The organism is Streptomyces toxytricini (assembly GCF_014649915.1).
Taxonomy (GTDB): domain Bacteria; phylum Actinomycetota; class Actinomycetes; order Streptomycetales; family Streptomycetaceae; genus Streptomyces; species Streptomyces toxytricini.
On sequence record NZ_BMTY01000001.1, the window covers coordinates 104,235 to 130,722 of the forward strand.

19 protein-coding genes and 2 pseudogenes are annotated in these 26,488 nt (G+C 67.5%); 10 read left to right on the forward strand and 11 right to left on the reverse strand.

Going from position 1 to position 26,488, the window contains the following annotated elements:
* The 7 genes from IE170_RS00480 to IE170_RS00510 form a co-directional block, all read right to left on the reverse strand.
* Positions 1-2,883: hypothetical protein (locus IE170_RS00480; RefSeq protein WP_229884528.1), on the reverse strand; the 2,883-nt coding region annotated here is incomplete at its 3' end.
* Between the two features lie 44 nt (positions 2,884-2,927).
* Positions 2,928-5,102 carry a hypothetical protein gene (locus tag IE170_RS00485; protein WP_229884529.1) on the reverse strand — a complete coding sequence of 725 codons (2,175 nt, stop codon included), beginning with the start codon at positions 5,100-5,102 and terminating at the stop codon, positions 2,928-2,930.
* A gap of 171 nt (positions 5,103-5,273) precedes the next feature.
* A complete protein-coding gene (locus IE170_RS00490) occupies positions 5,274-6,152 on the reverse strand; it encodes a hypothetical protein (RefSeq protein ID WP_229884530.1) in 879 nt (292 codons plus the stop codon).
* Positions 6,153-6,677: 525 nt separating this feature from the next.
* Positions 6,678-7,328, reverse strand: coding sequence for a topoisomerase C-terminal repeat-containing protein (locus IE170_RS00495; RefSeq protein ID WP_223856620.1), 651 nt, complete (start codon positions 7,326-7,328; stop codon positions 6,678-6,680).
* A 26-nt stretch (positions 7,329-7,354) separates the two neighbouring features.
* Positions 7,355-8,455 (reverse strand): hypothetical protein, encoded by a 1,101-nt coding sequence (locus tag IE170_RS00500; RefSeq protein ID WP_189807285.1) that lies wholly within the window; start codon positions 8,453-8,455, stop codon positions 7,355-7,357.
* Positions 8,452-8,757 (reverse strand): hypothetical protein, encoded by a 306-nt coding sequence (locus tag IE170_RS00505; protein WP_223856619.1) that lies wholly within the window; start codon positions 8,755-8,757, stop codon positions 8,452-8,454. The genes IE170_RS00500 and IE170_RS00505 overlap by 4 nt, the downstream gene beginning before the upstream one ends.
* Before the next feature lie 217 nt (positions 8,758-8,974).
* Positions 8,975-9,769, reverse strand: coding sequence for a hypothetical protein (locus IE170_RS00510; protein WP_229884531.1), 795 nt, complete (start codon positions 9,767-9,769; stop codon positions 8,975-8,977).
* Between the two features lie 596 nt (positions 9,770-10,365).
* Between IE170_RS00510 and IE170_RS00515 the strand changes: the two genes are divergently transcribed.
* Positions 10,366-10,650: a hypothetical protein gene (locus IE170_RS00515; protein ID WP_189807287.1), complete on the forward strand. Its 285-nt coding sequence runs from the start codon at positions 10,366-10,368 to the stop codon at positions 10,648-10,650.
* A gap of 357 nt (positions 10,651-11,007) precedes the next feature.
* On the opposite strand, the pseudogene IE170_RS32305 reads toward IE170_RS00515, so the two are convergent.
* Positions 11,008-11,509, reverse strand: a pseudogene (locus IE170_RS32305) (transposase family protein); the annotation flags it as partial.
* A gap of 439 nt (positions 11,510-11,948) precedes the next feature.
* Positions 11,949-12,185, reverse strand: a complete 237-nt coding sequence (locus tag IE170_RS00520) for a hypothetical protein (RefSeq protein ID WP_189807288.1) — start codon at positions 12,183-12,185, stop codon at positions 11,949-11,951.
* 426 nt (positions 12,186-12,611) lie between these two features.
* Between IE170_RS00520 and IE170_RS00525 the strand changes: the two genes are divergently transcribed.
* From IE170_RS00525 to IE170_RS00545, 5 genes are all read left to right on the forward strand, one after another.
* Positions 12,612-15,557, forward strand: coding sequence for a PEP-utilizing enzyme (locus IE170_RS00525; RefSeq protein ID WP_189807289.1), 2,946 nt, complete (start codon positions 12,612-12,614; stop codon positions 15,555-15,557).
* On the forward strand, positions 15,554-16,216 hold the full coding sequence (locus tag IE170_RS00530; RefSeq protein ID WP_189807290.1) for a gamma-glutamyl-gamma-aminobutyrate hydrolase family protein: 663 nt from the start codon (positions 15,554-15,556) through the stop codon (positions 16,214-16,216). The genes IE170_RS00525 and IE170_RS00530 overlap by 4 nt, the downstream gene beginning before the upstream one ends.
* A gap of 24 nt (positions 16,217-16,240) precedes the next feature.
* Positions 16,241-17,041: a phosphocholine cytidylyltransferase family protein gene (locus IE170_RS00535; RefSeq protein WP_189807291.1), complete on the forward strand. Its 801-nt coding sequence runs from the start codon at positions 16,241-16,243 to the stop codon at positions 17,039-17,041.
* On the forward strand, positions 17,038-18,438 hold the full coding sequence (locus IE170_RS00540; RefSeq protein WP_189807292.1) for a glutamate ligase domain-containing protein: 1,401 nt from the start codon (positions 17,038-17,040) through the stop codon (positions 18,436-18,438). The genes IE170_RS00535 and IE170_RS00540 overlap by 4 nt, the downstream gene beginning before the upstream one ends.
* 519 nt (positions 18,439-18,957) lie before the next feature.
* Entirely contained in the window at positions 18,958-19,410 is a 453-nt protein-coding gene (locus IE170_RS00545) for an NUDIX domain-containing protein (protein ID WP_189807293.1), read from the forward strand.
* Between the two features lie 113 nt (positions 19,411-19,523).
* On the opposite strand, the gene IE170_RS00550 is transcribed toward IE170_RS00545, so the two are convergent.
* Positions 19,524-20,276: an NUDIX hydrolase gene (locus tag IE170_RS00550; RefSeq protein ID WP_229884532.1), complete on the reverse strand. Its 753-nt coding sequence runs from the start codon at positions 20,274-20,276 to the stop codon at positions 19,524-19,526.
* A 1,248-nt stretch (positions 20,277-21,524) separates the two neighbouring features.
* Here IE170_RS00550 and IE170_RS00555 point away from each other — a divergent pair.
* From IE170_RS00555 to IE170_RS00570, 4 genes are all read left to right on the forward strand, one after another.
* The gene (locus IE170_RS00555) at positions 21,525-21,752 is read left to right on the forward strand and encodes a hypothetical protein (protein ID WP_189807294.1); all 228 of its coding nucleotides are present in this window, start codon (positions 21,525-21,527) and stop codon (positions 21,750-21,752) included.
* A gap of 854 nt (positions 21,753-22,606) precedes the next feature.
* Complete coding sequence (locus IE170_RS00560) at positions 22,607-23,788, forward strand: hypothetical protein (protein WP_223856618.1); 1,182 nt, start codon at positions 22,607-22,609, stop codon at positions 23,786-23,788.
* A 387-nt stretch (positions 23,789-24,175) separates the two neighbouring features.
* Positions 24,176-24,748 (forward strand): P-loop NTPase family protein, encoded by a 573-nt coding sequence (locus IE170_RS00565; protein WP_189807295.1) that lies wholly within the window; start codon positions 24,176-24,178, stop codon positions 24,746-24,748.
* 88 nt (positions 24,749-24,836) lie between these two features.
* On the forward strand, positions 24,837-25,433 hold the full coding sequence (locus IE170_RS00570) for a MerR family transcriptional regulator (protein ID WP_114055104.1): 597 nt from the start codon (positions 24,837-24,839) through the stop codon (positions 25,431-25,433).
* 111 nt (positions 25,434-25,544) lie between these two features.
* Here the strand turns inward: IE170_RS00570 and IE170_RS33565 are convergent.
* Positions 25,545-26,484, reverse strand: a pseudogene (locus tag IE170_RS33565) (pentapeptide repeat-containing protein); the annotation flags it as partial.
* Positions 26,485-26,488: the final 4 nt, after the last annotated feature.

A 26,488-nucleotide genomic window follows, 5' to 3' on the forward strand; every position in this document is an offset into this window, starting at 1 on the left:
ACCCTGGGAGCCCGCGCCGAACTGCGTCGGTCCCGTCTGACCGGCGACAGCCCCACGGGCTCCGCTGGTCGGGACAGAACCAGCGCCGTTGGCGCCGCTCTCGCCCTGAGCACCACCACGAGAACTCGACGGGTCCGTCGACGAGGAAAGCACCTCACCTTGGATGACCTTGTGGCCGTCCGCGGTGTACCCGAGGTTCGACAGGCCACCCTGGGCGCTCAGACCCTGCGCCGTCTGCTTGTCCGAGCGCGAGCTGCCCGCTCCGCCACTCGTCAGCTGCAGCGGACCACCCTTGTCAGCCGGTCCGTCGCGACCGGGCGTGCCCAGACCACCGGCGGGACCGATGCCGCCCGGCAGAGCCTTGACGCCGTCACTGCCGCCGCCGGAGCCACTACCACCAGGACCACCATCCAGCACCGGACTGTCCGGTCCATCCGGACCATCGTGCCCGCCGCCCTCGAGGGCCAGCTGCTGCTTGCCGGACGTCAACTCCGTGGCGCCACCGTTCGTGCCGCCGGCGTTCGTCGACGCCGTCTTGCCCGTGGGCTTGCCCCCGCTCGGGGACGCCCGACCGCTGGTCTTGCTGTCGAACCCGTTGGCGAGCTTGTTGCCCATGGCCATACCCGCGCCGGCCCCCGCACCCGAGGCCAGAGCAGGCATCAGCCCGCCCTTGTCCGGCTTCGGCGTGCTGTTCGTCTCGAGGAACTTGTCCACGAGCTTGGTGACCACCTCGTCCATCGCCTGCAGCACAGTCTTGCGCACCCGTAGCAGGGCGAAGGTGATGCCTATGATCACCAGCGAGGAGATCAGGGTCAGGATCACCACGATGATCCCGCCGAGCGTGGGGCTGCCCCACAGGCCACCCGGGCTCATGAAGCTCGACACGGGGCCGGCCATGATGTCCGGGACCGAGATCAGGAATTCCGAGACGAACTGGTAGACGAACAGCGTGACGAGGACTTCCATGATCATGGCCGTGGAGTACACGATCACTTTGGCGATCGCCTGCAGGGCGCCCAGCGTCGCAAACGGTACGGCGGCCACCAGGCCGAAGGTCCGCTTGATCGCCCCGGCCAGCATGCCGATGGCGTACCAGAAGCCGAGCAGGACGATGGAGCCCAGGACCGTGGCCGCGTTGCTCCAGTACATGAACTTCGCCGGCCCCGTGCCCACCTGGCTGACGGCCATGTGGTTCTCGCGGGTGAACCCGCTGGTGGCGTTGTTCGATGAGTACATGGCCAGTGAGCCGGGGTTGAACCCGGTGTTGAGGTAGTTGTACGCCGCCAGGGGAGACAGGTTGCACGAGGAGGGTGTCTTGCCCACCGTGAAGCCGCAGCCACCCTTCGTCCCCGTCGTGGTGAAGACCGTCGAATCCTTACCGGGGTGAGAGGAGGTCAAGCCCGTGCCGTCGGTCGAGATCACCGGGTGATCGACCGGCTTCGGCCCGTTTTCCTCACCGAACTCCGCCACGTCGCCGTAGCTTTTCTTGTCGACGAACCAGCGCTTCTTGGTATCCGCGCTCTCGTCCAGTTGCGTGATCGAGGTCTTGATCCCCGACTCGAAGTCCGAGGCTGCGATCTCGTTGCTCGCGATGTACTTGCCGATGATCCCGAAGGTCGAGAACACCGCTTTGAAGTCGTCCGAGGCACGGCCTCCGACGGAGACGGTGCCGTCCTTCCAAGCCGACTCGGCGTCTTTGGCCTTCGTCCCGATGTTGATGCCGTTGAACGTCGCCCCGTGGGACTGCTTGTTGATCGCCAGCGCACTCGTGCGCACAGACATCATCGCGTCCGGGCTGGCCTGGCCATCGTTCCAGGAAACAGTGGCCTGGTCCGGAATCCCCAGGCGGTCGTTCATCATCCACGCCTCGAAGTCGACGTAAGTGCTCAGCACGACGCGCGTCGGGCCGGCGTGTTGACCGAGAACGGAGTCGTCGAACTTTCCGAGCACGCTGGAGTACATCGACCCGACGAGTGGCAGGCCGACGCCGATGAAGACGACGCGCACGACGAGCTTCTTGATCGCCGAGCCTCGGTCCATCTTCTTGAACATGACCAGGCCGATGAGCAGGAAGCCGATGAAGATCGGCACGAGCGCCTGCCACGAGATGTCGACGAGCAAGCCGTACCAGCCGCTGATCCAGTGCTGCAGACCCGCGAGGGCGCCGCCTCCGGTAGCGCCTCCCGTCATGCCCTCGGCAAAAGTCGGATTCACCGCCGCGACCGCGTTGTAGAACCACAGGAAGGGGTTGACGAGCTTCAGGAACTGGATGATGACGTAGAACAGCGTGCCGACCGCCAGCGCCAGGGCGTAGAGGACCCAGATGATCGACCCCCCGATCACGCTCACGATCTGGCCGCCGATGCCCGAGGACATCGTGTCCAGGCCGAGATCGTTGTTGGCCGCCCCGAAGTGCGCGTAGTCGAGCATGCCCGCGTACTTGGCGTTGCCCTTGTCGTCCTTCGCGGCCAGCGTTTCGTAGGTGACGGTCTGCGAGGAACCCGACACCTCGGCGAAGAACCAGCCCACGATGTTGCCCAGGCTGAACTCCGGGTCGGCGTAGCCGAGAATGGAACCGCCCGAGGACGGGCTGGACGTGACCGGCTTCCAGTTCTCGTGCATGCCCTTGTCGTTCTGCGGCGAGTTCTTCTCGCTGAAGTACGAGCTCGCGTTCGAGGCCAGCTGGTAGAGGCTGTAGTTGTCGCGCTCCTTCTTGTCGTCCGCAGACGCCGGCGAAGACGTCGCCATCATGAAGACCGGCACGAGCAGCGCCGCCAGGAGCATGAGGGCGAGCCCGCGCACGGGCCTGCCCGGGCGGACTGCACCCACGCTGTGGCCGGCCCGGGCACGCAGCCTCGCCACCGCCGTGATCGTCCGGTTCATGCTCTCTCCTCTGCTCCTCGTCCTCGTATCAGTGCCGACCTCGCTCATGTCTTTTCCAGCTTCTTGGGCTTGGGCCTTGTTGCCGGTCGCCTTGCGTTGCCATCGGGCCGCTGCAGGCTCTTGGTCTCGCTGCGCTTGATCGCGTCAGCCTGGCCCGCGTCGGCCCCACCGCCGTCGCCCTCGCTGTGCTTCCGGATGCTGGTGAGGTTCGCGCCAGGCGTCGGCTTGTCGTGCATGATCGAGTCCATCCGCGCCGTCTCTTCGGCCTTGGCCGCCTCCAGCCGGACCTGCCTGCGTTGGGCCTCGCGGTAGGGGTTGATCCCCAGTGCCAGATCCAGGTGGAAGACCACGTTGGAGACGCCCCGGCGCAGGTACGTGAGGTTCTCGTCCTTGGTCGTGATGAGTCGGGCGAGATCCGGCGGGATCCGCTGGTGCAACTGCTTCTGGTACTCCGCCACCGTTTTGTCGCGCATCGGGCCGAAGAGCGTGTAGTCCGCAGCGTCGAACTTGTTGAAGTCGCTGTCGGCCAGCATCTTGTCGACGTCGTTGTAGCTGTAGACCACCCGGCCGCCGCGTTCGTGCATATGGTCGAACTGGTCCTTGAGGTACTTCTTCACCCGGTCGTCGATGTGCTCGGTGCCGTGGATGATCACCGTGTCGCCGATTCCCAGCTTGCCGACGGCGAAGCCGACGATGTTCACCAGCTGCGCCATCGCCACGCCCTTGCCGCGGCGCATGAGCCGCGAGAAGTCGTAGACCACGCGCCGCGAATCCCGGACCCCGTCCACGGCCGAGGCCGTGTGGTTGTTGAACAGGTCGCCATTGGTGCTCAGCATCGCGTTGGCGATGCCTCTGAGCACGTTGTAGGCGCGCAGCTGGTCCGGGTCGGTCTTGCTGGAGTTCAACAGCGCCTTGTGCGCGGTCGCCAGGTAGGAGACGAACATCTGAAGACGCGGCACCTGGGTGTGCGGGATGTTCACCACGCGCAGGCGGTTGCGCTGCTCCTTGGCGTTGTGCCGCCACATGCCCTGCTCGATGTAGAAGTCCGTGGCCGTGTCCTCGAGGGCACTGCGGATGATCGAGCCGACGGCGCCGTCGGTGGACTCGTAGAGCTGCTCGAACATCAGCTTGAGCTTCTCCATCTGAGCGGAGAAGACCGTCAGCTCGTCCTCCTCCTCGCCGAACATTTCGAACATGTTCACGTCGCCCTGGTTCAGGTCCACGCGCGAGGTGAGCCGCTCGAACCTCGGGCCGAGCTTGTCGAGATTCGCCCCGTCAAGGACGAGGTGGACGACCTGGCCGTTGTTCAGCAGCGTCGCTTGCGAGATCTTCGAGCACCACATGTTGGCCACCCGCTGGCGGTCGAGGTACTCGCTGAGGGTGGCGTCGGCGACGATCACGTGGTGGGCGTAGGCGTTTACGTCCATGAGCACGGCGCTGTTGTTGACGTCGCCGACCATGTAGCCGACGTACTCGCCGCCCTTGTCGTTGAGGCCGTTGGTCACCAGTGAGTACGAGCCGGCCAGCTCGGTCGAGGTGAAGTGGAAGCCCTTGCCCTTCTTCTTCTCGTTGTTCTTCCACAGGCCCGAGAGCTCCTGCCGCTGCTCGCCTGCGTAGGGCGCAGCCTTCAGCGTGCCGAAGCGGTCGATGTACAGGCGCGTGACCCGGTCGATCGTGTCGTCCAGGGTCGCCAGATCCGGGGCCTTGAGAAAGAGCCGGTTGTGCACCGAGAGGTAGCTCGCGCCGTCTTGGAGCTCTCCGATCGTGACCCCGAGGTCACCGGAGATCTTCGCGGCCTTGCGCTTGGAGGAGGTTGTGCCCGTCTCCTCCTGCTCGTTGGCATCGAGCCGTTCCAGCTTCTCGGACTGTTTCGTATATGAGTCGATCCACTTGTCGTCCATCCGCTTGACCTGCTCAAGCACGACCGCGGTGACCCGCTCGTCGAGGCCGTCCGGGATCCGATCGATGCCCCAGAAGGCGGCGAAGTTGTCGTGCGCGGCGTCGTCGTGGAAGTACGCCAGGATGCAGGCGACCGAGCCGTCGACCTCGAAGTAGTCGGAGCGGAAGAGGTACTTCTCCTTCGGCTTCAGCGCGAGCAGATGCGGATAGGCGTCGAATGCGCCCTGGAGGTGCTTCACCTCACGGCGGCGCTGCCACCAGTTCTTCTTCGGCTCGGCGGCTTCGTCGGCCACGCCGTGGACTGCCGCAGTGGTCTGCACGCCCTCAGCCCGAGCAGCGTCGTCCGCGGGCAGATCACCGACCGGAAGCTCCCCGCTCTCATTCGTCTCGTCAGGCTTCTTTCCCGGGACGCCGAGCTGTGCCCGGACTTTCGTCATCAGCGCCATGGTGTCCTTCGTTCGTTCCTCGTCGTGCGGGTCGGCCTGGCGCTGTCAGTTCAGCGACGTCTTGAGGTCGAGCAGTTCGTCGTCGATGCCCTGGTAGAAGACCCGCAGCATCGGCTCGACCTCCTCGCGGTCGAGCATCGTGGCTTCCTTGATCATGAGGGTGGAGCCGCCGACCTCGGCCTGGAGGACTTGGTGTCCCTTGCGCAGTGCGTCGGTGTTCTTGCCCTTGAGCAGCAGGTACTGGTGGATCGAGGGGAACTTGCCGCCCACGTGCTGCGTGAGGATGTCGTACTGCTCGTTCTGCAGCTCGATCAGATCGGGGTCACGGAGCTGAAGGGCCTGGTTGCGCCGCTCCAGGTTCGCCACCTGGTGGTAGATCCGCTGCGGCTCCTTCGTCGTGATGAAGCTGTGCTCGCACGTCGTCTCGACTTTGCGCCAGAAGGAGTCGACCCGGTCGAGGATCCCGATCCGGTCCTCGTCGAAGAGCAGATAGCTCGCTGAGCCGACGACCAGGTAGACCCGGCCTTCGCCGCCGTCGGAGAAACGGATCAGCCCGTCCTCGTCGATCCCGTCGATGCCGACGATCGAGTAGAAGTCCGTGGGGTTCGAGCTGCGACGGGTGAAGACGTGGCGGGCGCTGCGGGGCAGGTAGGCAAGGAAGGCCGGCACCCGCATGATGCGCAGCTCCTTCGTCTTCATCAGCCCGCCGAAGTAGGCGATCGCCGCCAGTCCCCAGAGAACGAAGAACGTGATGGCGACTGGGCCCGAGCTCGCGACGAACGTCGACGTGCTGAACCACAGCAGGGTGAGGATGCCGCCGCCGAAGAAGAGCAGTTGCTTGATCGGGGAGGGCTTCGCCGCCCAGCCGCCCTTGCTGAGCGTGATCTCGTGATCCAGAAAGCTCCTGTTCAGCGAACTTGGCACCTTATAGGACAGTTTCGCCATGAAACTCCCATCCCCCCTGCCATCGCAATGGCCATTGCTCGACCTGTCGAGAAGCCTTCATGTGTGAGGCGCGCGAATGGCATCCTATCTTAGGCGAGTCATTCGAAACGAGAGCGAAAGGGAGTCGGATGGCTGTGTGAGGCGAGTCTGACTGGCGGGTCCGAGTCATCGAGTGTTGTTTGAACGGCTGACGGATCAGTCGCACCGCGGAAGCGGTGGCGCTCATTCCATCGCTTCCGCCGCGAGGCGCGGAACGTCGTCGCCCAGGCCGAGCACGGCCAACGCATCGGCGGAGCCGTACTGGTCGAGGCGTTCCTGACGAACCGACATCCCGTCGAGGACTGCCGGCTCAGAGTGCCGAGGGGGGCGTGCCCGGCGCCGCACAGCGTCTCCCTGACCGGACCGGACCGGACACGACCGGACGCCTCCTGTCAGGAAATGGCAGCAGCGGGAGCGGGCCCCGAGGTCCGGGACCCGCTCCCACTCGGCACTACCCGGCCGCCATCAACCGAACGACGGGACGATCTTCTTCTTGCCGCCCTGTTTCTTCCACGAGATGCGGGCGTCGAAGGTCTTGCCCTTGGCCGAGACGAAACCCGTGCCCTGGATGGTCTTACCGGCCGCCAGGTCCTTGCGCTGCGCATCGGTGAAGGTCACCTGGCACCAGGACCGCGGTGGCTCGTCGTCGGAGCCGAAATCAGGGATGATCTTCCTGGCCTGCGCGTCCCAGGTGACCTTGCAACCGAAGGTCTTGCGAGTCCGCGCGCTGACGAAGTCGTCGATTTCCAGCGCTTGGCCCGCCAGGAGCGCCGCGACCTCCGCCGGCGTGAACGTCCGGCCAGACCACTTCGTCGGCTTGTCCGGCGCCTCCAGCTGGAACCCGACGAACTTGCGACCCCTGAAGGTGCCCACGCCGAGCGCACCGGTGGCCGGGAAGGGCTTGTTCTCCTTCGACCTCGCCTCGAACGAGATCGTTTCGCCCGCGAGCAGCTCTGCCACCTCGTCATCGCTGAACTCGTGGCCCGACCAGACCTTCTTGAAGACGACCCTCTTCGGGCCACCTGGAGCGGCCTGCCACACGCCCTCGGCGCGGGCGGCGCCGACCTGGTCTTCCAGGCCCAGCTCGGCGCGCATGGACGAGGCGTTCTTCGCCATCGTGGCGAGCTCCTTGCTCCTCGCGGTCATCGGATCGGCCTCCCTTCCCGCTCGCGTTCGAGCCTCGACTGCTTCCTGGTCGCCTCACGGGCCATGTCCCGGAGATGGATCGCCTCCTTGTGTGTGATCGGCGCGTCATGAAGGTTGTGCGAGCCCCGCAGGAAGTTCTCCGTGCGGTCGGCGATGGAGTATGCGAGCGCCTGCTCGATCACCGCGCTGGTCTGACGCACCTCGCCCAGCTCGTCGCGCAGCTTGCGCAACAACCCGTCCCGCTCGCGTTCGACAGCCTCGATGCTCATCAACCGTGTCAACACGCTGCCCAGCAGCGGGTCGCGGGAGCGGAACAGCTCCACGGCGCGCTCGGTGGCGGGATCGGCATCAAGGCGCAGGTCGAGCTGTGCCAACAGGAACGCCATCACCAGCGTGCCCTGGCTCAGCCGCCGGCTGAACTCCCGAGCGGCGCTGTCGCTCACGCCCAGCTCACGGACCGCGGCTGCTCGCAGCTGCTCCCGCAGCGCGTTCATGACGCTCTCGGGCAGCGCCTTGATGTGCGGCTGGCTCTGCATGCCGACGAGCCGGAAGCCCGACTGGGGGAGCGTGGCGGTCTCGGCTGTGCTGCCCGAGCCCCTCTTCGACGGCGCGCTCTGCGCGGCGCGCCGATCACCGGTGAACTGCAGCGATCCGGGCCCCACCTGCTCGGGTTCGTCCGGTGGGGCGATGTCGTCGGCCGCAGGGCCCGCCGGCACACCGCCCGGGAACACCCCGTCAGCAGTGTTCTGCCCGCCGCCGGCGCCACCGCGCTGATTGGATCTGCCGGCGCGTTCGGACTTGCCGACGTCGGGCTCGCGGTCCTGCTCCAGGTTCGGGCGATCCGTTCCGGCTCCCCCGTCGAGATCAGCCCGCGGACCTTCGACCCCGAGCTGAGAGTCGATGGCGCCGGTCGCATCGAACCGCACCTCCGGCTCGGGTGCTGCCGCCGCAGGCCCAGGCTGTGCGGCCTGAGCCTGGACGCGCTTCAACTCCTCGCTCCCACCACGCCGGTAGGCGTCGAGGAAGGACGTGTCCACATCCATCACCTCGTCGGTGGGCGTGGCCGCCTCCAGCATCTCTGCGAAGTCCCGGCTCATACGAGCTCACCGTCCTCCTCGTCGAGCAGGTAGTTGTCGCCGCGGGTGAGCCCGATCAGCGAGTCGAAGCCCGTGGTGACGACGCGTTCGAGGTTCGCCGAGTTCTTCGCCAGCGCCGCGACCTGATCGACGAGCTCATTGAGCCGCGCGATCTCCAGGGTCGGCAGGTCATAGTCGAGGTTCTCGCGCCGGATCTTCTCGACCACCGCCTCGGCCACGTACTCGCTCACCGAGGAGAACCCGCGCTTGTCGGCCCAGTACTCCGCGCGCTGCTTCTCGTCCGAGCTCAGCCGGACGAACATGCCCTGGCGGCCACCGCTGCTGGCCTGTGTCCCGCCCGACGGCTTTTTCCTCACGCCGCGCACAGGTTGCGTCGTCCTGTCCAACTCGTGTGCGGCATTCATCTGCGGCTTCTCCATGCCTTGCCTCGCCAATCCGTGAAGTCGCCCTATCGGCGCTGGTGGATAAGACATCTGCCACTCTTTTGGTTTCAGGTGGGCCAGTCTGATTGGCGCCCGCTCAGGGTTCGGACTGGGGAGTCGGCGTCGCGTTCGCCGTGCAGTCGACAAGCTCCTGGGTGAACCTCGGGGATTGCCAGATCGCCTTGTCTTTGTCGTTCGGCACGTGGTCGACGATCGACCCGGTGCCGAGCGGCGCGCCACCGGCGAGGAAGTGCAGCGTCTCCTGGCTGAAGCCTGCCTTGTACACCGAGGTCGCCAGGCACTGGCCGGCCGCCGCGTAGGTCTTCTTCTGGCTCTCGTCACGGGCGTAGGAGGAGAACATCGAGACCAGGCCCTTGGTGAGCTCGATGGATGAGCTGACCGGCTGATCCGCGCGGACTGGGTAGGCGGGCGTCGGGTTCGGCTTGCCCACCACTGGCTTCGCGGCTGCCTCCGGCGGCGTGTAGCTCTGGGCCTTGGGGCTACCGCTGTTCGGAAGTACGGCCTCGCTGACGCATCCGTCGAAGGCCTCGCGCAGCGACCGCGAGGCCAGCAGAGCGGCGTCGTGCTCGCTCACCTTGCTCAGTCCGCCGATGACCGTGCCCATGTCGTCGCTGTCGGCCTTGATGATGTAGGCCAGCGCCTTCTCCGACACTCCCGCCTTCCGCACCGCGCCACCCAGGCAAGCTCCGCTGTTCTTTCCGGAGCTTCCGGCGCCCTGGAAGGCGAGCTTGTCCAGCGCCTTGCCGAGAGCCGTGTCGGCGACCTGGGCTGTGCTCGCGGTCGGGCTTGGTACAGGCGACGGCTGCGCCTCCTTGGCCGTTCCGCCGTTGCCGCTGGAGCACCCGGCGAGCACAGCGCCCGCAGCCAGCACCGCAGTGGAGAGTCCAACCTTCCTCGTCCTCCAGGTCCTCATCTCTTCTCGCCTCGCATCCCCTGTGCCGACCAGTCTGATTGGATCCACTGGTCTCTGAGGGTATCTTATTCGAGTGACCATTCAATGGTGGTCTGTGGTGAGTCGGAATGTCGCGCGATAGGGGTTGTAGAGGCTGCACAGAGCGGGACTCGGTTGCGCAGAGTGGCTGCGGGCCCGTCTGGCGCTTGGGGATCAACAGAGTTGATCCGGAGGGCTCTGCGAAAGCAGGGCGCAGCCTGGTGCAAGGAACGGCCGTGCCTCGCAGTCGAGATCGCCTCGACCTGCTGCTGTCGGCTCCCCAGGAGAGCGCCGGGCAATGCACGGCGCTCACCACCCAGACCTTGGCGTTGCCTGGGGTACGACCCGCCAGGGCGCAGCAGGCGCCGGCCCCAACCGGTCAGCACCGTGGTGAACCCGTCGCGGTGGTGAGTTGCCACCACCGCGAACCGCAAGGTCCACGAGGCACCCGAGGACCTCACATACGACACGAGCGCAGATGCCGCCGCCGGCGTCTTCCGCGCCGCCAACACCACCACGACGGACGGAGACACGACATGGCGTTCGCGATCGGCGCGCTGCTCGGCTGCGTGGCCACTCTGCTCGCCCTCGCCATCCGGCGCAGCCTGACCCGGACGCCGCACTGCGGGTGGTGCGCGACCGCCTCGAACTGGCCCACCTCCCAGCACGACGCCCTGCTCTGCCGCGGCTACGTCCAGGACCGCCGCCGCGAACGGCTGCGCGACATCAGGCACGGCCGCCCCGTCGAGGAGCCGAACCCGTGGGGCGAGGCGTACCTACTCGACGAAGAGATCGCCCAGCGAACGAAAGCCGACGCATGAGTGCCGCGACCACCTCGGCCGCCGCCGGTCCCGCCCAGGCGCTCGCCGGGCCGGCCGCCGCATACCCGACCGACCCGGAAGGCACAGCACCCGTGATCGCCAAAGTCACCGACCCGGCGACAGGCGAGCAGCACCGGTCTCGATCGACCCCGGCCGGCCCGGCTGGGTGAACGCCCTGGTTCGGGGCGGGCGGGACACCTGCCGCGCCGCCCGGTGCCGCGGCGCTCTTTCACCCTGATCCGCCGGCCCGGTGTCATGCCGTCCGTCATTCCTCGTCTTCGCAATGCCCCTGGTGTTCCGGTTCATCACCGCAACGCTCCACGGGGTCGAGATCACGGATCCCGGACACGTACAAGTCTTCATCCGGGCGAAGGTGTGCTCGACGCGGGCACGGACCCGCCGGTGTCCGGCGTTGTCCCCCTCCTGCCCCCGCAACGGGCCGACCGGCCCTTCTGTGGTGCTGGGTGATCAGCCCGGTGCCCAGGTAGGCAACGTCCCCGGTCACCGTCGTCCCGGCGGCCACGGCCGGCAGGTTCGACGCCCCGCCACACGTGGGCATCGGCCTTGTTCTCGGCGCCGCCAGGCCGATGCCATGACCAGCCGGGTGTGTACGACCGCGACGGGCCAGCGTTGCCGGCTCCAGCGCCGGCAACGGCCTCAGCCGCTGGGTGACCCGGCCGACCACGCCGGGGAGATACCGAACAGGGGGGGGGCGCCTGCCGCATCGTGAGGTTCGTGCGGTAGTACACCGCCACCGGCAGAAGGCGGCCCGTCAGCGGCAAACATCACGGTCGGCCGCCACCGGTCCTTTCCCGCCCCGCTCCCGCACCACTCTCACCGGCTTCACGAACCGATCCATCCGCAAGCCGTGAACGTCTGCGGGATGGTGACGGCTGCCGGGAGCCGTGGTTCTTGTCCGCCGGCCCGGCGGACCTTGACGGTGTCCATGACCTCCTCGAAGCGGGTTGAGTCGGCGGCGTTGCCGCCGGTGAGGATGAAGCCGAGAGGCCGGCCGCGGCCGTCGCAGGACAGGTGGACTTTCGTGGTCAGTGCGCCTGGGGATCGTCCAAGGGCGTGATCACATATTTCGTCCCGCCGCCCTGCCCCTTTTTACGGGCGCCCACGGCATGCCGGTGGGCCCGCGGGACCGTGGAGTCGACCGACGCCAGCCAGCCGTCACCAGTCGCGTCCCTCCTGGCCTGGGTGGGGCGGCCGGCACTCGCGTGAACGTCCGGTCCATCACCCACCTGCGGAAACGGGCGTAGAGGGTCCTCCAGGGCCCGTACCGTGCCGGCACGTCACGTCACGCCGACCCCGTCCGCGGCTTCCACACGATTCCGTTCAGCACCCGCCGGTCGTCCAACCTCGTTGTCGAACTGGGGGCGTCGCGCCGTGAGTGGTCGGTTGCTCGCGAGGAGCGTGATGTTGATCGGCGAAGCCGATCCGGGGTTCGGAATGGCGAGGTATTCGGTCAGCGCGGCCGTCTCGGAACTCGTCGACTCATGACGACGCCCCGTGCCGACATGATCCCGCATCAGCACCCCTGGAAGACACGCCTCGGCGCAGGTCAAGTGACTGCCGAGCCAGGGGACATCACGCCGTGGTCTGGTCGGGAGTGGCCGGTTGCTTGGTGAAGAACACGAGTTTGATCGGCGAAGCCGATCCGGGGCTCGGAATGACGACGCATTCGATCAGCACAGCTGATTCGGATGAAGCACTGAAAGAGAAAATCATGTGATCGGCAAAGCCGATCCGGATGGGGGCATGACGGACAACTGAATATCTCGTCCCAATCAGCCAATTGCGCTCGGGCGACGTCGTCGATCCGAGCGCTGTGTTGTGTGTTGAACCCATCGGGGTTGGCCGTGTTCAGGCCGGATCCCGCACTTGACCCCTTTTCCCTGAACACCCATGTGGTGGGCAGCGCTTTGTGCTGCCCGCGCTGTAGGAGGAGAAATCTGATGGATCACGAGTCCACGATGTTGCCGGTCGCTTTCAATGGGGCCGATGACACAGGTAAGACCACGCAGGTCGGCCCGCCGGCCCGCCGGACCGGTCCGGCTGCGGCGCCCGCCGGCGCCCTGCACGACCACGACTCTTCTGCGAAGGACGCCACTACCGGCTTCCCGTCGGCCAAGCAGGTGGCCGTGATACTTCCCCGACCGGCGGGGACGGCGGGACCGTGGTCCGACAACGACCGTCTCGCCTCGGTCCTGACCGAACTTGTGGGCACCCGTGTCACGGTCGTCGAACTCCAGGACACGGACACGGACGCCGATCTCCGGTCGCTGCCGGACCGTACCGCCTTCGCCTCCGTGCTGTGGTGCCAGCTGAGGGCACTGCCCGCCGCCGAGTGCAGCGGTGCCCTCCTTGACGACCAGGGAATCAGGGTGTGGACGGGCAAGGAGGCCGACGAGGTAGTCGCCTACAGCTTCGGACATCTTGCTCTGCGCGCCCACGCCGCCTGCATCGTCAACTGCCCGCCGCGCGCCAAGGCAACCATGATCGAGACTGTCCGGCACCTCATCGAGGAGCATCACGTTCCGTTCCACGGACGTGAGCACGGACTGGTGCCCCTGACCGACGGAGACCAGCGGGCACGGCTCCTGCTCGGAGGGAAGGACGTGTCGCTGCGCAGGCTTGCTCCCGTCTTGCCGGAACTGCATGTCGACCGTGGCCACACGCTCACCTGGACGGCGTGGCAAGACAACCGGGCAGCCGCACTCCGCGATATCCGCCGCGTCTACGGCACCTCGCCCGTGATCGTCCGCAGCTGCGCCGTTGCCGAAGACTCCTGGGAGCGCTCGGCCGCCGGCGAATACGACAGTGTGCCTGTGACCGGTGGCGGTGACACGCTTCTGGCCCAGGCGATCACCAAGGTGTTCGCCTCCTACCCGGCCCCCGACGCCGCCAACAAGGTGCTCGTCCAGCGCTTTCTGCAGCCGGTGCTCGCCGCCGCAGTGGTGACCACCCGCACAGTGTCCGGAGCGCCCTACTACGTGGCGGCGCTCGACAGCACCTCAGGGCGCACGGACATGGTCACCAGCGGCACCGGCGACCACGTCGACACCTGGTACGTCCACCGGGACAGCCTGGAGCGTGTTCTGGAGAACCCGTCCGCTCACGGCCTGCCGGACTTCGCCGCCCGCGTTTTGGGGGCAGCGGCCCAGACGGAGGATGCGGCAGGGACGAACCGCCTCGACACCGAACTGGCGATCACCGAAGACGGCGTGCACCTGCTGCAGGTCAGGCCGCTTGCCGCGGGGCGGGGCCGGACGACCGACGACGCCCAGATTACCGCCATCCTGTCGGCAGCCCGGCGGACAGTCGAGGACATGAGCATCTCGGACAACCGTCTGCTCGGAGACCGGCCCGCCCTGTCCTGTATGGCGGACTGGAACCCTGCCGAGATGCTGGGCCGGCGACCTCGCCCGCTCTCCATCTCGCTCTACCGCCACTTCATCACCGATTTGTCATGGGCACGTCAGCGAAAGGAGTACGGGTACCGCGATCTGCGCGGTGTCCCGCTCATGCACACCCTGGCCGGACACCCCTACATCGACGTGCGCGCGTCGTTGGCCTCCTTCCTGCCGGCCGGCCTCGGCGAGAAGCAGGCGCGCGAGGTGCTCCAGGCGCAGATCGCGCGACTGAGCCAGGACCCGGACTCGCACGACAAGATCGAATTCGAGATCGCGGCCACCTGCTGGACGCCCGACCTGAGCCAGCGCACCTCCTACCTCACACAGTCGGGAGTCGGCCAGACGACCCTCGACAACCTGCACGACCATCTCCTGCGCATCACGCGGACCGGCATCGGGCGGCTGACGGGCGACATGAACGATCTCGCCCGGCTGGGCCTGCCGACGGAGAAGGACACCCACCCCAGTCGCCTCGAGGCCACCCTCGAACGGACGCGCCGCGCGGGCCAGGTCTTCGCTCATCTCGCCCGCGCAGGCTTCGTAGCCGTCGATCTGCTGCGCTCGCTGCGCGGGGCGGGGCAGGCCGACCGCTACGACGACTGGATGCGTGGTCTCGGGACCGTCACCACGCGCATGCAGCGTGACGCCGCCGAGGTTGCCGCAGGTCGCCTGAGCTGGGAGACGTTCGTCGACCGGAACCGATGGGTCCGACCCGGCACCTACGACCTCACGGTCCCCAGTTATGGGCAGGACCCGGAAGGCTACCTCCGCCCCCTGCTGGACCAGCACTACCACGTCGAACCTCTTTGCGGCGCTCCGTGGTCCCCAGATCTCAGCGACCAGGTCTCCGGCGTATTGGAGCCCCTGGGGATCGATGCGGACGGCGCGGAGGACTTCTTCCGCAAAGCCATAACCGCCCGCGAACACGGCAAGGCCGTCTACGCGGCATGGGTCAGCGCCTCACTGGAAAGCATCGCGGCGCTGGGTGGAACCGCTGGCCTGAGCCGTGACGACATCACCCACCTCACCATCGCCGACCTCCTGACCACACCCTCGGACACCTGGCCTGCGACCGTACTTCGCCGTCGGGCCATTGGGGCCGCGGAGGCGCAGGTGGAACTGCCCGAGGTCATCACCGACACCGGCGACCTGCACTGCTTCCGCCGGGGATCGGGGCGCACCAACTTCATCGGCACCGGACGCGTGGACGGACGTGTGCACGCTGCTCCCGCACCGGCCAGCCCGCCGGAGCCCGGCAGCATCATCGTCATCGAATCCGCCGACCCCGGCTACGACTGGATCTTCGCTCACCGGCCGGGAGCACTGGTGACCGCATACGGCGGGGCCAACAGCCACATGGCCATCCGGTGCGCAGAACTCGGCATCCCGGCAGCCATCGGAGCCGGCCCCCAATCCCATGCCGCCTGCGCAGTCGCCGACCGCCTGGTCGTCGACTGCGACGCACGCCGACTGGAAGTGATCCGATGAAGGGACCTGGATGGATCGCGATCACACAGCGCCACGTCCCCTACCCGCACCGATCCGAAGAAGGCGACTACCTGGACCGCCAGTGGTACGCCCTGGAAGCGGTCAGCAACCGACGCCTCCTGGCCGTACCGAACAATCTCCCCCTCGCTCAGCGCACACTGCGGGGCCTGCCCCTGGCGGCTGTGATCCTCACCGGCGGCAACGATCTGCCGTCCGTCCCGGACCCGAACGACGTGGCTCCTGAACGAGACCGCGTCGAAACGTGGCTCCTTGAGCAGGCGGAGGAACTGCGGACACCAGTCATCGGCATCTGCCGTGGTGCTCAATCCATCGCCCACCGCTTCGGTGCCCGGCTCGTGGACGGACAGCACGGCCACTCCGGTACCCGCCACCACGTCCGAAGCACAGGTGACGCCCCCTGGCCGTGGCCCGAGCAGTTCACTGTCGCCTCCCACCACCGCTGGGCCATCCCAGCCGATGGTCTGCCCGAACAACTGCGCTCCCTCGCCCTGGCGGAGGACGACACCGTCGAGGCGTTCGCCCACCGTGACCTGCCCTGGTGGGGACTGATGTGGCATCCCGAGCGAGAGTCTCCCGCAGGTCCCGCCGCTGATGCCCTCACCTTCATCCTCAACCACTCCACGAATCCGTCCCACTGATCCCAGACGAAGGAGCACCCGCAAATGCGCACCATCATCCTCGCGGCTGGCCGCGGTTCACGTCTCGGTCCGCTCACCGACCAGCGCCCCAAATCCCTCGTGCCGCTGGCCGGAATCCCCCTGCTGACCCGGCTTCTCAACGCCCTCCGTACCGCGGGGCTGAGTGACATCACCATCGTCACCGGCTACCAGTCGGACCTCATCAACAGGGCTGCTCCCGGCTGCCGGACCCTGCACAGCCCCCGGTGGGCCCACACCAACATGGCCGCCAGCCTCCTGGTGGCCGCAGACGCGGGCCTGCTGGAGGACGGCGCTGTCATCTCCTACAGCGACATCGTTGTTGAGCCTCGCGTCGTGACCACTCTGCTGAGCGCCCCGCGCGCTCCGCTGACCCTGCCAGTCAACACCGCCTGGCTCGATGTGTGGAGCGAGCGCATGGCGGATCCCCTTGCCGACGCGGAACGCCTCATCCTCGACGCCAACGGAAGGCTGCTGGACATCGGCGGCGCCCCTCGTGGCCTGCACGAGGTGCATGCGCAGTTCATGGGGCTCCTGCGTCTGGACCCGGACGGGGCCCGACAGCTCATCTCCTTCTACCGCGAGGCCCTCGACGCCGACAGTGCAGCCGAGCGCTGGGACACCACCACTCTCCTCAGCGCCTGGCTGAAGGCTGGCGGAACAGCCCACACCGTGCCTGTCCGCGGCGGCTGGCTGGAGGTCGACACCCCCGAGGACAAGGACCGCTACGAGGAACTGCACAGCCTTGGGCGCCTGGCCGCCATCTGCGCACTCGACACCACCGAAAAGGACGGCGACAACCGATGACGAACACCCTCCCCAGCACCAAACTCCCGACGGCTGTGCACTTCAGCGGTCTCGGTGGCAAGGGAATCGCCCCCGCCGCCTCCCTGGCCTTGGCCGCCGGCATGCGAGTGACCGGCGACGACCTGGTGCCCAACCACCGCACTGACATCTTCACCGCCCACGGCGTACCTGTGGCTCTCGGCGTCAATCACATGCCCCGTGACGTCGACCTGCTCGTCTCCAGTGCGGCTGTGCCCGTGAACACGGCTGCCCCCATCCACCAGATGGGGCGGCTGGAATTCGTCCAGCACCTGTTCTCCGAGCACCGCAAGCGCATCCTGGCCGTCGCCGGATCGCTGGGCAAGTCCACTGCCGCAGCCATGGTTCACCGCATCCTGTCCAGTATCGCTCCCTCCGCCTACATCGGAGCCGACGTGCCGGGGCTGCTGTGCGGCGGAGAACTCGCGACCGGGGAATGGGCCGTGGTCGAAGCCTGCGAGTACCGCAGTGCCTACAGCGCTCTGACCCCTGAGATCGTGATCGCCCTGAACATGGTGCAGAACCACGAGGACGATCTGGGCGCCGGAACGGCCGGGTTCGAGCGGAGCATGACCAGGTTTCTCACCGAAGGAGCCACTCCTCCCGGCCTGATCGTCATGCCCTCCGAGGTGGCAGGCCTGATGTCCCCCCACCTCACCGCTGCCGGAACTGCCGGGCAGATCGAGGTGATCGGGGCCGGCGGTCCGTGGCAGGTTCACGTTCTGCGGCAGGACACCAAGGGCTCCACCTTCCGGCTCACCCATGGCGGGCGCGATGCCGGAACATGGACCGTCCCCGCTCCCGGACCACATCTGATTCCCGGCGCAGCCTGCGGCATCGTCTCCGCGCTGCACCTCGGGCTCCAGACGAGCGACATTGCCGCCGGACTGGCTGACTTCCGTCTGCCGGGACGGCGCATGAGCGTCGTGCACTCGGACGAGCGACTGGTCGTCGTGGACGACAACGCACGTCAGCCGGACCAGGTCCGTGCCCTCATCCAGGCACTCCGCCAGGCCCACCCCGACCGAACCCTCGTCATCGCGGTGGCCCCTTGGGGACGCCGCAACAAGCGTGACCTGACCGCCTGGCCGGAAGCGCTGTCCGGGGCAGACGCGGTATGGGTCCTGCCTGTCGGCGACAACGCGGCCCCGGGAGGGGAGGACCCGGACGCTGATGTCCGGCTTACCGCGTTGCTTCGCCGCTCGGGAACCGTCGCACACGCCATCCAGAATGACATGAACCTGCCAATCCGGGGAGGTGGTGCGAAGGGCCTCGTCATCGCCACCGCCGGCTACGACGCCAATGCAGCCGAATTCGCCACGCTGCACCGGCAGGCCGTCAACGCCCTCGGCAGTCCCGCACAGGAAGCCGGAGAGTAAATGTCCACCCGCCGCCGACCGGCACGCTTCACCGCCCTGCTGGTCACTACGCGCGAAGGGGCCGTCCTGCTCACGCAGGGCGGCCCCCGCCCCGGGGACCTACCCCATAGCAGAATTCGGGCCCACGAGAACCCCTACAGCGCAGCCCAACGTCTGGCAGCCGGCCTGAACCTCTCCCTCGCAGGGACGACGCTCCTGGCCATCGACGAAGCCGAGGGTTGCAACGGGCCGCAGACCGTCCATGTCATGTCCGCACGCCTGTCTCCCGGCAGTGCTCCACCCTCAGCCGGACACTGCCTGACCCCAGTGGGTCAGGCAACCGCTGCCATGACACCCTCTGCCGCGTCACGGCTGAAAGCCGTATGCCGGGCAACGATCCTCAACACCATGTCGCGGACCTGCCAGGAGCCCCTGAGGCTTGTCGACGGCCGCAACATTCTCCAACCCGCAACCAAAGCAGAGCGAACCCGATCCCGCTTCACCTGGCATCCCCGCCTCACACCGCCCGAAGAGATACCAGTGCAACAGACCTGGGGATGGCTCGTCGATCCACATGGCCGTGTTCTGGTGATGCTCGACCGGCACGGCGTTCCGAGCCTGCCGGGAGGGCGCCCCGAAGCCGGGGAGAGCCCCTGCGAAACCCTGGCCCGGGAGGCAGAGGAAGAAGTGCAAGCAAGGCTGAGCACCCCCTACCCGCTGGGCTATCAGCAAGTGCGGGAGCACGGCCGTCCGCCTTACGCTCAGTTGCGCCTGGGAGCACTCCTGCGGGGCCTCGATTCCGCAGCCCCAGACCTCGACACCGGGGAGAAGTACCAACGAGTACTCATTCCTGCTCGACAGGCGAACCTGCTGCTCGGCTGGGGGCCGGAGGGAGACGCACAAGCACACGCAGTCTCACGGATCTGGCCTCCCCGCACGACACGTCCCGCCCAGTACGTGCCTGAAACCGGCCTGGATTTCACCGAGGAATGACTGCATGTGCTGCCTGGCCATCGGACCAGGCAGCACATGCCGCACCATGCACAGAGAGAAAACCGGCGGGCCTCCCCTGGGAGGGCGAACCCAGCCCAGAGCCTCGACAGGAACTAAGCGGAACCAGAAGAAGCAGAAAACTCAAAATTCCGCCGGACGATCGGCTGCAGGTAGTCTACTTGTTCCCCGGCAAGAAAGGACAACTCGGCTTCGGAGTCGATCAGCGCGATCCTGTCGAGTTCAGAAGCCCGACCCTGTTCTTGCTCCGAGGACACCAAAGCCGCAAATCGTTGATGCAGGAATTCGGCGGGCAGGGCAGGGGCGCGAAACACAAAACCGACACTACCCCGCGCGCCACGCGTGACAACCCACAGAGACAGGGATTCAGGCAATGGGTCGATGCCGAGCTCCTCCATAAGCTCTCGGGCCGCATGTCGGCGAAGCGGAGCCACATCGAGAGACTCACCCCTAAGAGGGGGCTCCATGGAGCCCCCCGGCAGTTGCCATCGGCCGGGGGTGGACGTTGAAGAAGACATACGGGCCACCAGAAGACGTCCGTCCTCCGTCGGCTGGGCAACGCACACGAAAACGGATGAAACGGAGGGAGCGTCGGGAATCTGACGCAGCATACGGTATCTGTATGCCGCCCTTGCCCAGGAGAGAATCAAACTCCCTGGTTCCTTCCACTCTACATCCATGCAAGCTACTGTGGGCCCATCGAAAAGGTTCGGATTTTCCTGAACCGCTTCAGACCAAGCACGTTCCATAGTCAGGCGGTCTGGCTCAGAAATTGGGTGCCACGCCTTTTCGACGAAGCGGATGCGACGGACATCGAAAATCTCTACACCAGAGGATGCGTTAGTCACTGACCTATGCTCTCACATCGCGTGCGACGTGCGAGCAGATTGGTCCGGATCGAAGGATGGCGGTCTCTTTCCAGAACGTCCATGCCGGCCACAGCTACACCTTCAGGAGTCAGGTGCGCCGGCTGATCCTCGGCGTACGCCAGTGGGCACACCGTGCAGACCGACCACGGAAGAGGTTTGATGCCTGAGCGCTGCAGATGATCCCTGGGGCGTGTCCCTGGAGATCTCTGCAGCTCCGACTTCCCCAGCACCCCGGTGCACGCTCTGCCTTCGGGCAGGTGCGGCGCCGGGGGGCTGTGTTTTTTCGTGGCCCGCCTTACTCGCCCCGTGAAGGCAGTGAGCACAAGGGATCAGCAGAGCTGATCCGGATCCGACGTTGAAGAACATCCCTGTTCCGTCGGGAGTCGAACCATGAACTGCCCGAACTGCGCCAGCGATATGGAGTCGAGCGCCTACGGCATCCGCGCCGGCAAGAAGGTCACGCACACGTGCTCCGAGTGCGGTTACAGCGAAACACGCTGAGCGGCTGCTTCTCCCTTTCAACTGAGATCTCGAAGGAAACCGTGATCCTCGCCGAGGTGGTTGCCAAAACGCAGCCCCCGGCCTTTGGCAGGGAGGGCGTGCGCCCGCTGGGCGCCGGCGACCCGGTCGCCGTGCGCGACCTGTATCCCGATCGAGCCAGGCAGATCGCTCCTTTCGTAGCCGTCGCCGTCGGCTCACCCATCGCCTGGTGCCTGCTGCGGCATCCGACAAGACCGGTGTTGCGACAGCGGCCGACACGGCCGCTTTGGTTGTGGCGCCACTTCTGCGTCAACATCGGAGCCGCGCTCGCCGGATCACACGGGAGGTGCCTCGCTTCCACAGCGGGACTACCGACGCTGTTCTGGTCAACGCCTGCGCCCGCGCACTGTCCGGGAGCGCCGCGGTGCTTCTGCTCCCGCCCCGAAGAACCGGACCGGGCCTGGAGTACAGCCGGTCCCAGCTACTCCAACGCCCTGCCTGGCAGCCGCCTGTGGTTGCTCTCCCTGGCCAGCCTCTGTGCTCTCACCTGCGCCGGCAGCGTCTTCACCGCACTGGCCGAAGCTCATGAACTCCGATGGTCTCGACGCGACCGCATACGGATGGACGCAGGTGGCCAATACGGCCGCCGTGCTCCTCCTTTCCCGCTGACCATCGACGAGTGGCCCAGGAACCTGCTCGTCGAACTGCACTGGCCGCAGCCGCGCACTCACCAGGCCTTACACGACCGTGGAAGACCACGACGTCGTCGTACCCAAGAGCGTGTCGGTGAATGAACAACGCGAGCAGCCGCAGCTCTTCTGGCGCCACCTGACCTTCACCAACGGCATCGAGGTCCGGATCATCGATCCACATGAGGCAGACCGGACGCCACGCCTCGAGCGGCTGCGCTGCACGGTCGAGGAGAACCCCCAGTCGGCTACGGCTGGATACTGCCGTCCGGCACGAGGATCGTGATCCGGTCCTGGCACAGTTGCCGGCCATTTCTGCATGATCAGCGGAGCTGATCCGGTCTGGCCTTCGGAAGATCACGTCCACGCCAGGAGTGCAGCCGTGAGCCAGGCGCTCCGCTGCAGAGCAGCGGCGGGGGTCTCACTGCCGAATCCATCACATCTTCCGGGGAGATCGCCGTGCCCGGGCGGACCGAGCACACCCTGCTCAACTACAAGTATGTCGACGACGCCCTCGCCGAGCAGGGCGTCGCCGCAGTCGAAGGCGCGATCTCTGGCATCAGCCGTCGGCCGCTGGCCCGCGAGGTGGAGCGTCTGGACACCAGCCCCCCGGGCTGGTTCGCCATGTTCCGCAGGCTGGTGCCCGTGGACTGGCTCATCGACGCAATGCGCGCCTCCGCCGCATGGGCACCGTCCCCGCCCTGCTCGGCGTGCTCTGGCTGCCACGCAGTCCAGTGTTCGTGGATGCGGCCCTTCTTGGCCCGGTGGGGGTGGCGGCCGGGGGTCACAGGTCGGGCGGGGACGCCCCGGAGGGCCTGGCGGCCCTCCGGGGTGGTCTGGCGGGCGCCTTCGGCGCGTTCACCGCCAGACCATCCCGCGCGAGCGCGGGACGCCAGGCCGGGCGCCTTCGGCGCGTTCACCGGCCTGGTGGCTGGCCCTGCGCAGCAAGCTGCGCGCACCGGGCCAGCCATCACCGCCCTTTGCTGTGACCCCCGGCCGCCACTCCCCACCGGGCCCGCCAATAAACCCGCTTTGACCTGCGGTTTTCGCCGACTTGTGGTTCGAAATGCTGTAAAGTTTGTCTTGTCGGAAGGGGCGGCACACCCCGACCGGCGACCAGCGTCTAGGGAAGGAAATCGAATGACCCGTCAGCTGCTCCCCGCCGCTCTGGAGAACCGACGCAGGGACATCCCGGTCGTGGACTCGCTCCCGGCGAAGGGGTTCCCGGGATACGTGAACGGCCTCCGCCGCATGGGCACCGTCCACGACGTCTACGGCTGGACCAACGTGTTCGCGCACATCAACATGTCGGCCGACGAGGCATACGCCCTCACCGACAAGCGCAGCCCGCACGCCCTGTACGAGCTGATGCTCATGTCGGCCGGAACCGAGCCCCGTCCGGGGCTGCACGACCACTCGCCGGAGTTCGGCCGGGCGCTGGGAGTCATCGCGGCCCGGTTCGCGGAGCACTGCCGCGCCTACCAGCTGAGCCCGGTGGTCTCCTGGAGCTACGACCCCCACACCGTCGACCGCGAGTCCATCCAGGGCGAAAAGCGGTTCCACGCCCACCTTGTGGGCCGTACGCAGGCCGAGCGCGCGGACGTCGCGGCGCGGGCGGTGCGGGCAGGGCGGCTCTCCCCCGTCCGGTCGCGCCGCATCGTCGAGGAGGCGTCCGTTCTGGGGGCGCTGATCAGCGCGGACATCGTGGACGGGGACGCCCTGCGGGTGCTGGAGCCCGTACCGGCGCTCTCCACCCACACGGCCACCGCGACGGCGCAGTACCGCCTGCCGGACGGCTGGGAGAGCCTGGCCAGCCCGGACCTGCACGCCGACCTGACCTACATCCACCGCAAGCTGCGGCGGACGTACGACGAGATCACGCGCGTGTGCACCACCGGCACGGCCGGAATGTGGCGGCGGCCCGTGGTCCGGGAGTTCGACCCGCAGGACATCGACGTACCGCTGCGGACGGCGACCCGGGCGACGCTCGCGCACTACCTCCGGGGGCTGCGCCCCGAGCTTCTGTCCGAGCCCGTGGAGCGGTCGCGGAAGGCGTACGTCTACCCGCTCGCCGATCTCGCCTACGCGGTGACGATCGCCGAGCAGGACGAGGGGGTGTTCCTGCACCTGCGCACCAACGTGTTCAGCGACCTGGGGGGCGCAGGAATCAGCATCATGGACGGAGTGATCGTCAAGACGAAGAAGGGAGTGGGCGACATGAGCCCCGCAGAGACCGCCGGGCGAGCCGCGTTCCAGAGCGACTTCCTGCGGATGCTCCACCGCCACCCCGAGGCCGCACGAGCCCTGTTCCCCCGCCTGTAGAACCGCAGGGCCGGACCCGGTCGCCGGGTCCGGCCCCCGGCCGGACCACCCGCCCGCCCCCTTCATGATGATCATGAAGGGGGCGGGCGTGCGGGAAAAGGACAGCCGCAAGCGGCTGGCGTCCGCCCCTTCAAGCTCCCTTCGGTCGCGGGGCGGACCCAGGGGAAACGCCGCCCCCTGAGTGGCCTGCGGCCACGGGCGGCTCTCTTCTGCCCTCCGGGCAGGCGCTGCGCGCCGGGCCCCTTGAAGCTCCCTTCGGTCGCGGGCCCGCCCCTGCGGGGCCAAGGAGCCGCCTCCGGCGGCACCCGAAGCGGCCGGCAGCCCGACATGGACGGCTCAAAATGCTGTAAGGTTTTTTCTGTCAAACCTTGCAGAGATGAGGCGCACATGCGACGGGTCGCACTGTTCGGGCCCCCGGCCACCGGGAAATCGACGCTCGCCCGCTGGCTCTCGACGGAGCTGAACGAACCCCACACCGACCTCGACGACATCCTGTTCACCCCCGAGGGGCCGCTGCCGCTGGAGGAGTTCCGCCGGCAGGCCGCAGCGATCACCGCGACCGACGGATGGATTGTCGAAGGGAACTTCTCCAAGCTCGCGGACGTCGTCTGGCACCGGGCCGACACCCTGATCTGGCTCGACTTCCCGCTGCCGCTGATCCTGTACCGGATCGTCCGCCGGAGCCTGCGCCAGCTTGCCGGCCGCGAGGACAGCGCCCAGGCCCGGCGCCTCACCTGGTCCGCGGCGTTCTTCGCCCGCCGGTCCCTGCTGCGCACCGCGATCCGCAAGTACCGGACCAACCGGCCCCGGTACGCCCGGCAGATAGCCGAGACCGCCGGCCTGGGGGTCGAGGTCGTACGGCTCCGCAGCCCGCGCGAAGTCCGGCGCTGGAGGCAGCAGACAGCGAAAGGGCCGGCGGAGAGCCGCTCACGAGCGGCCCGGCACACCACCGGCCCTTAACCAGCATCTCCACGACCAGCTGACGCCGGCGCGGGGAAGCACCCCCAGTGTACAAGGCGCGCCGCCCCCGACAGCCCGAAGGAACCCTGTGATCCCCCGCAACCGCCCCGTGATCAACGAACGGGACATCGCCGAGAGAGCCGGCGTCCCCCTCACCACCTGGAGACGCCGGGACGCACCAGCTTTCCGGCAACGGGTACCCGCCCTCTTCGACGGCCGCGTACTCGTCTACGACCAGGCCCAGGTCCACGCCTACCTCAACGGACAGCCCATCCCCCCGCTGCCCGCCTCACCGCACCCCGACGACCTGCTCAACGACCAGGAAGCCGCAGCCCTCCTCGGAGTGACACCCGGCACCATCCGCGCGTACGCCAGCCAGAACTACCTCCCCAGAGGCACCACCGTTTACGGCCTCCGCCTCTGGACCCGCCAGGACATCGAAGCCCGCCGCGACACCCCGCCCCGCCAAGGGCAGGGCGGCGGACGCCCCCCGGGCAAAAGCGGCCCCACCAAGGCGCACGCCTACGCAGACGACCCCCGCCTCCGCCTCGCCGCACAAGCCCTCACTGCCTCACCGGACACCCCCCGCACGCGCCTCGCTGCCGCCCTGGCCGAGCAGCACGGCAGCTCCACCCGCACCTGGGAACGCCTCCTCGCCCAGGCCGCCCGCACCCCCGCCCAGTGACAGAAGTCCATCCATCACAAATCCGGCTGGGCCACCTTGCCGCCGCCAAGCACGTCGGCCGTGGCTGGGGCTGCACCTGCGGCGCGGACAACCCCAGCGACCACGACGACATCAGCGCTTGATGCGGCCACGGATGGCAAGGACGGCGGGGGCGAGGAGGGAGGGTTCGAGGACGCGGGAGGTCATCTCGATGTAGGTCCCGATGGTGGTCAGGTCCTGGCCGCTGGAGCGGAAGACCACGGAGTTGAGCGTGACGTTCAGGGCCTCGTCGAAGCGTTTGCCGGTGAACCTGTCCCCGGTGGGGTTCTTCACGTCCTGCTTGTCGATGACGAAGGTGACGGTGCCGCCGCCTGCCGGGACGGTGCCGGTGGCTTTCTGCTTCGGGGACGACATCGGCAGGCCGAAGGCCATCAGCAGCACGACGGTGGCGACCATGGCCGCGGCGAGCCAGCCCAGGGCGCGGCCGGCGCGCAGACCGTAGCCGGAGAGCAGCCAGTACGCCCACAGCAGGCGGCGTTCAGCTTTCGGAGTGCCGCTGCGGTCGTGCCGGCGCATCTCGCACCGCACTCGCCGTAGTAGAAGTCGGCGGCCCCGGGTTCGTTCTTGCCGTCCTCGAACGCCTTGCGGAGCTGCCGGTACAGCGGGGCGATGTCGTCGGGGTCCGGGGTAAGGACGGGGTCGGGGTGGAAGCGAGGGTGGTGCGGCCCTCCAGCCGGAGCTGGCCGAGGTGGAAGGCCCCGGAGAACAGGCAGTCGGACAGGTCGGTGTCGGTCAGGACCAGATGCGCGGCGTCCACCCCCTGCACCGACACCACTCGCACCGCCCCGCTCCCCGACAACGTGCTCTCGTCCACGATCGCGGTGAGGGCGAGAGGGGCCTCGAACACCGCATGCCCAAGATCCACAGAAGCATGGCGAACCCGGACGGTCGCGGTCGACTGCCAACGGGTCCGCGTACACATCACCTGTCACGCCGCGACCTCCAGCATTACCGGTGCCCCGAACACCGCTCCCGACAATTCCACCGTCCCCCCGCACACCACCGGGCCCCACCAC

What these genes read in the sequence shown, in the direction of transcription:
- IE170_RS00530 (WP_189807290.1), top strand. Translation starts at nt 15,554, where the DNA reads ATGAAGGGACCTGGATGGATCGCGATCACACAGCGCCACGTCCCCTAC.
- IE170_RS00525 (WP_189807289.1), top strand. Translation starts at nt 12,612, where the DNA reads ATGGATCACGAGTCCACGATGTTGCCGGTCGCTTTCAATGGGGCCGAT.
- IE170_RS00505 (WP_223856619.1), bottom strand. Translation starts at nt 8,757, where the DNA reads ATGTTCGTCCGGCTGAGCTCGGACGAGAAGCAGCGCGCGGAGTACTGG.
- IE170_RS00560 (WP_223856618.1), top strand. Translation starts at nt 22,607, where the DNA reads ATGACCCGTCAGCTGCTCCCCGCCGCTCTGGAGAACCGACGCAGGGAC.
- IE170_RS00535 (WP_189807291.1), top strand. Translation starts at nt 16,241, where the DNA reads ATGCGCACCATCATCCTCGCGGCTGGCCGCGGTTCACGTCTCGGTCCG.
- IE170_RS00520 (WP_189807288.1), bottom strand. Translation starts at nt 12,185, where the DNA reads ATGCGGGATCATGTCGGCACGGGGCGTCGTCATGAGTCGACGAGTTCC.
- IE170_RS00565 (WP_189807295.1), top strand. Translation starts at nt 24,176, where the DNA reads ATGCGACGGGTCGCACTGTTCGGGCCCCCGGCCACCGGGAAATCGACG.
- IE170_RS00495 (WP_223856620.1), bottom strand. Translation starts at nt 7,328, where the DNA reads ATGGCGAAGAACGCCTCGTCCATGCGCGCCGAGCTGGGCCTGGAAGAC.
- IE170_RS00515 (WP_189807287.1), top strand. Translation starts at nt 10,366, where the DNA reads ATGGCGTTCGCGATCGGCGCGCTGCTCGGCTGCGTGGCCACTCTGCTC.
- IE170_RS00500 (WP_189807285.1), bottom strand. Translation starts at nt 8,455, where the DNA reads ATGAGCCGGGACTTCGCAGAGATGCTGGAGGCGGCCACGCCCACCGAC.
- IE170_RS00540 (WP_189807292.1), top strand. Translation starts at nt 17,038, where the DNA reads ATGACGAACACCCTCCCCAGCACCAAACTCCCGACGGCTGTGCACTTC.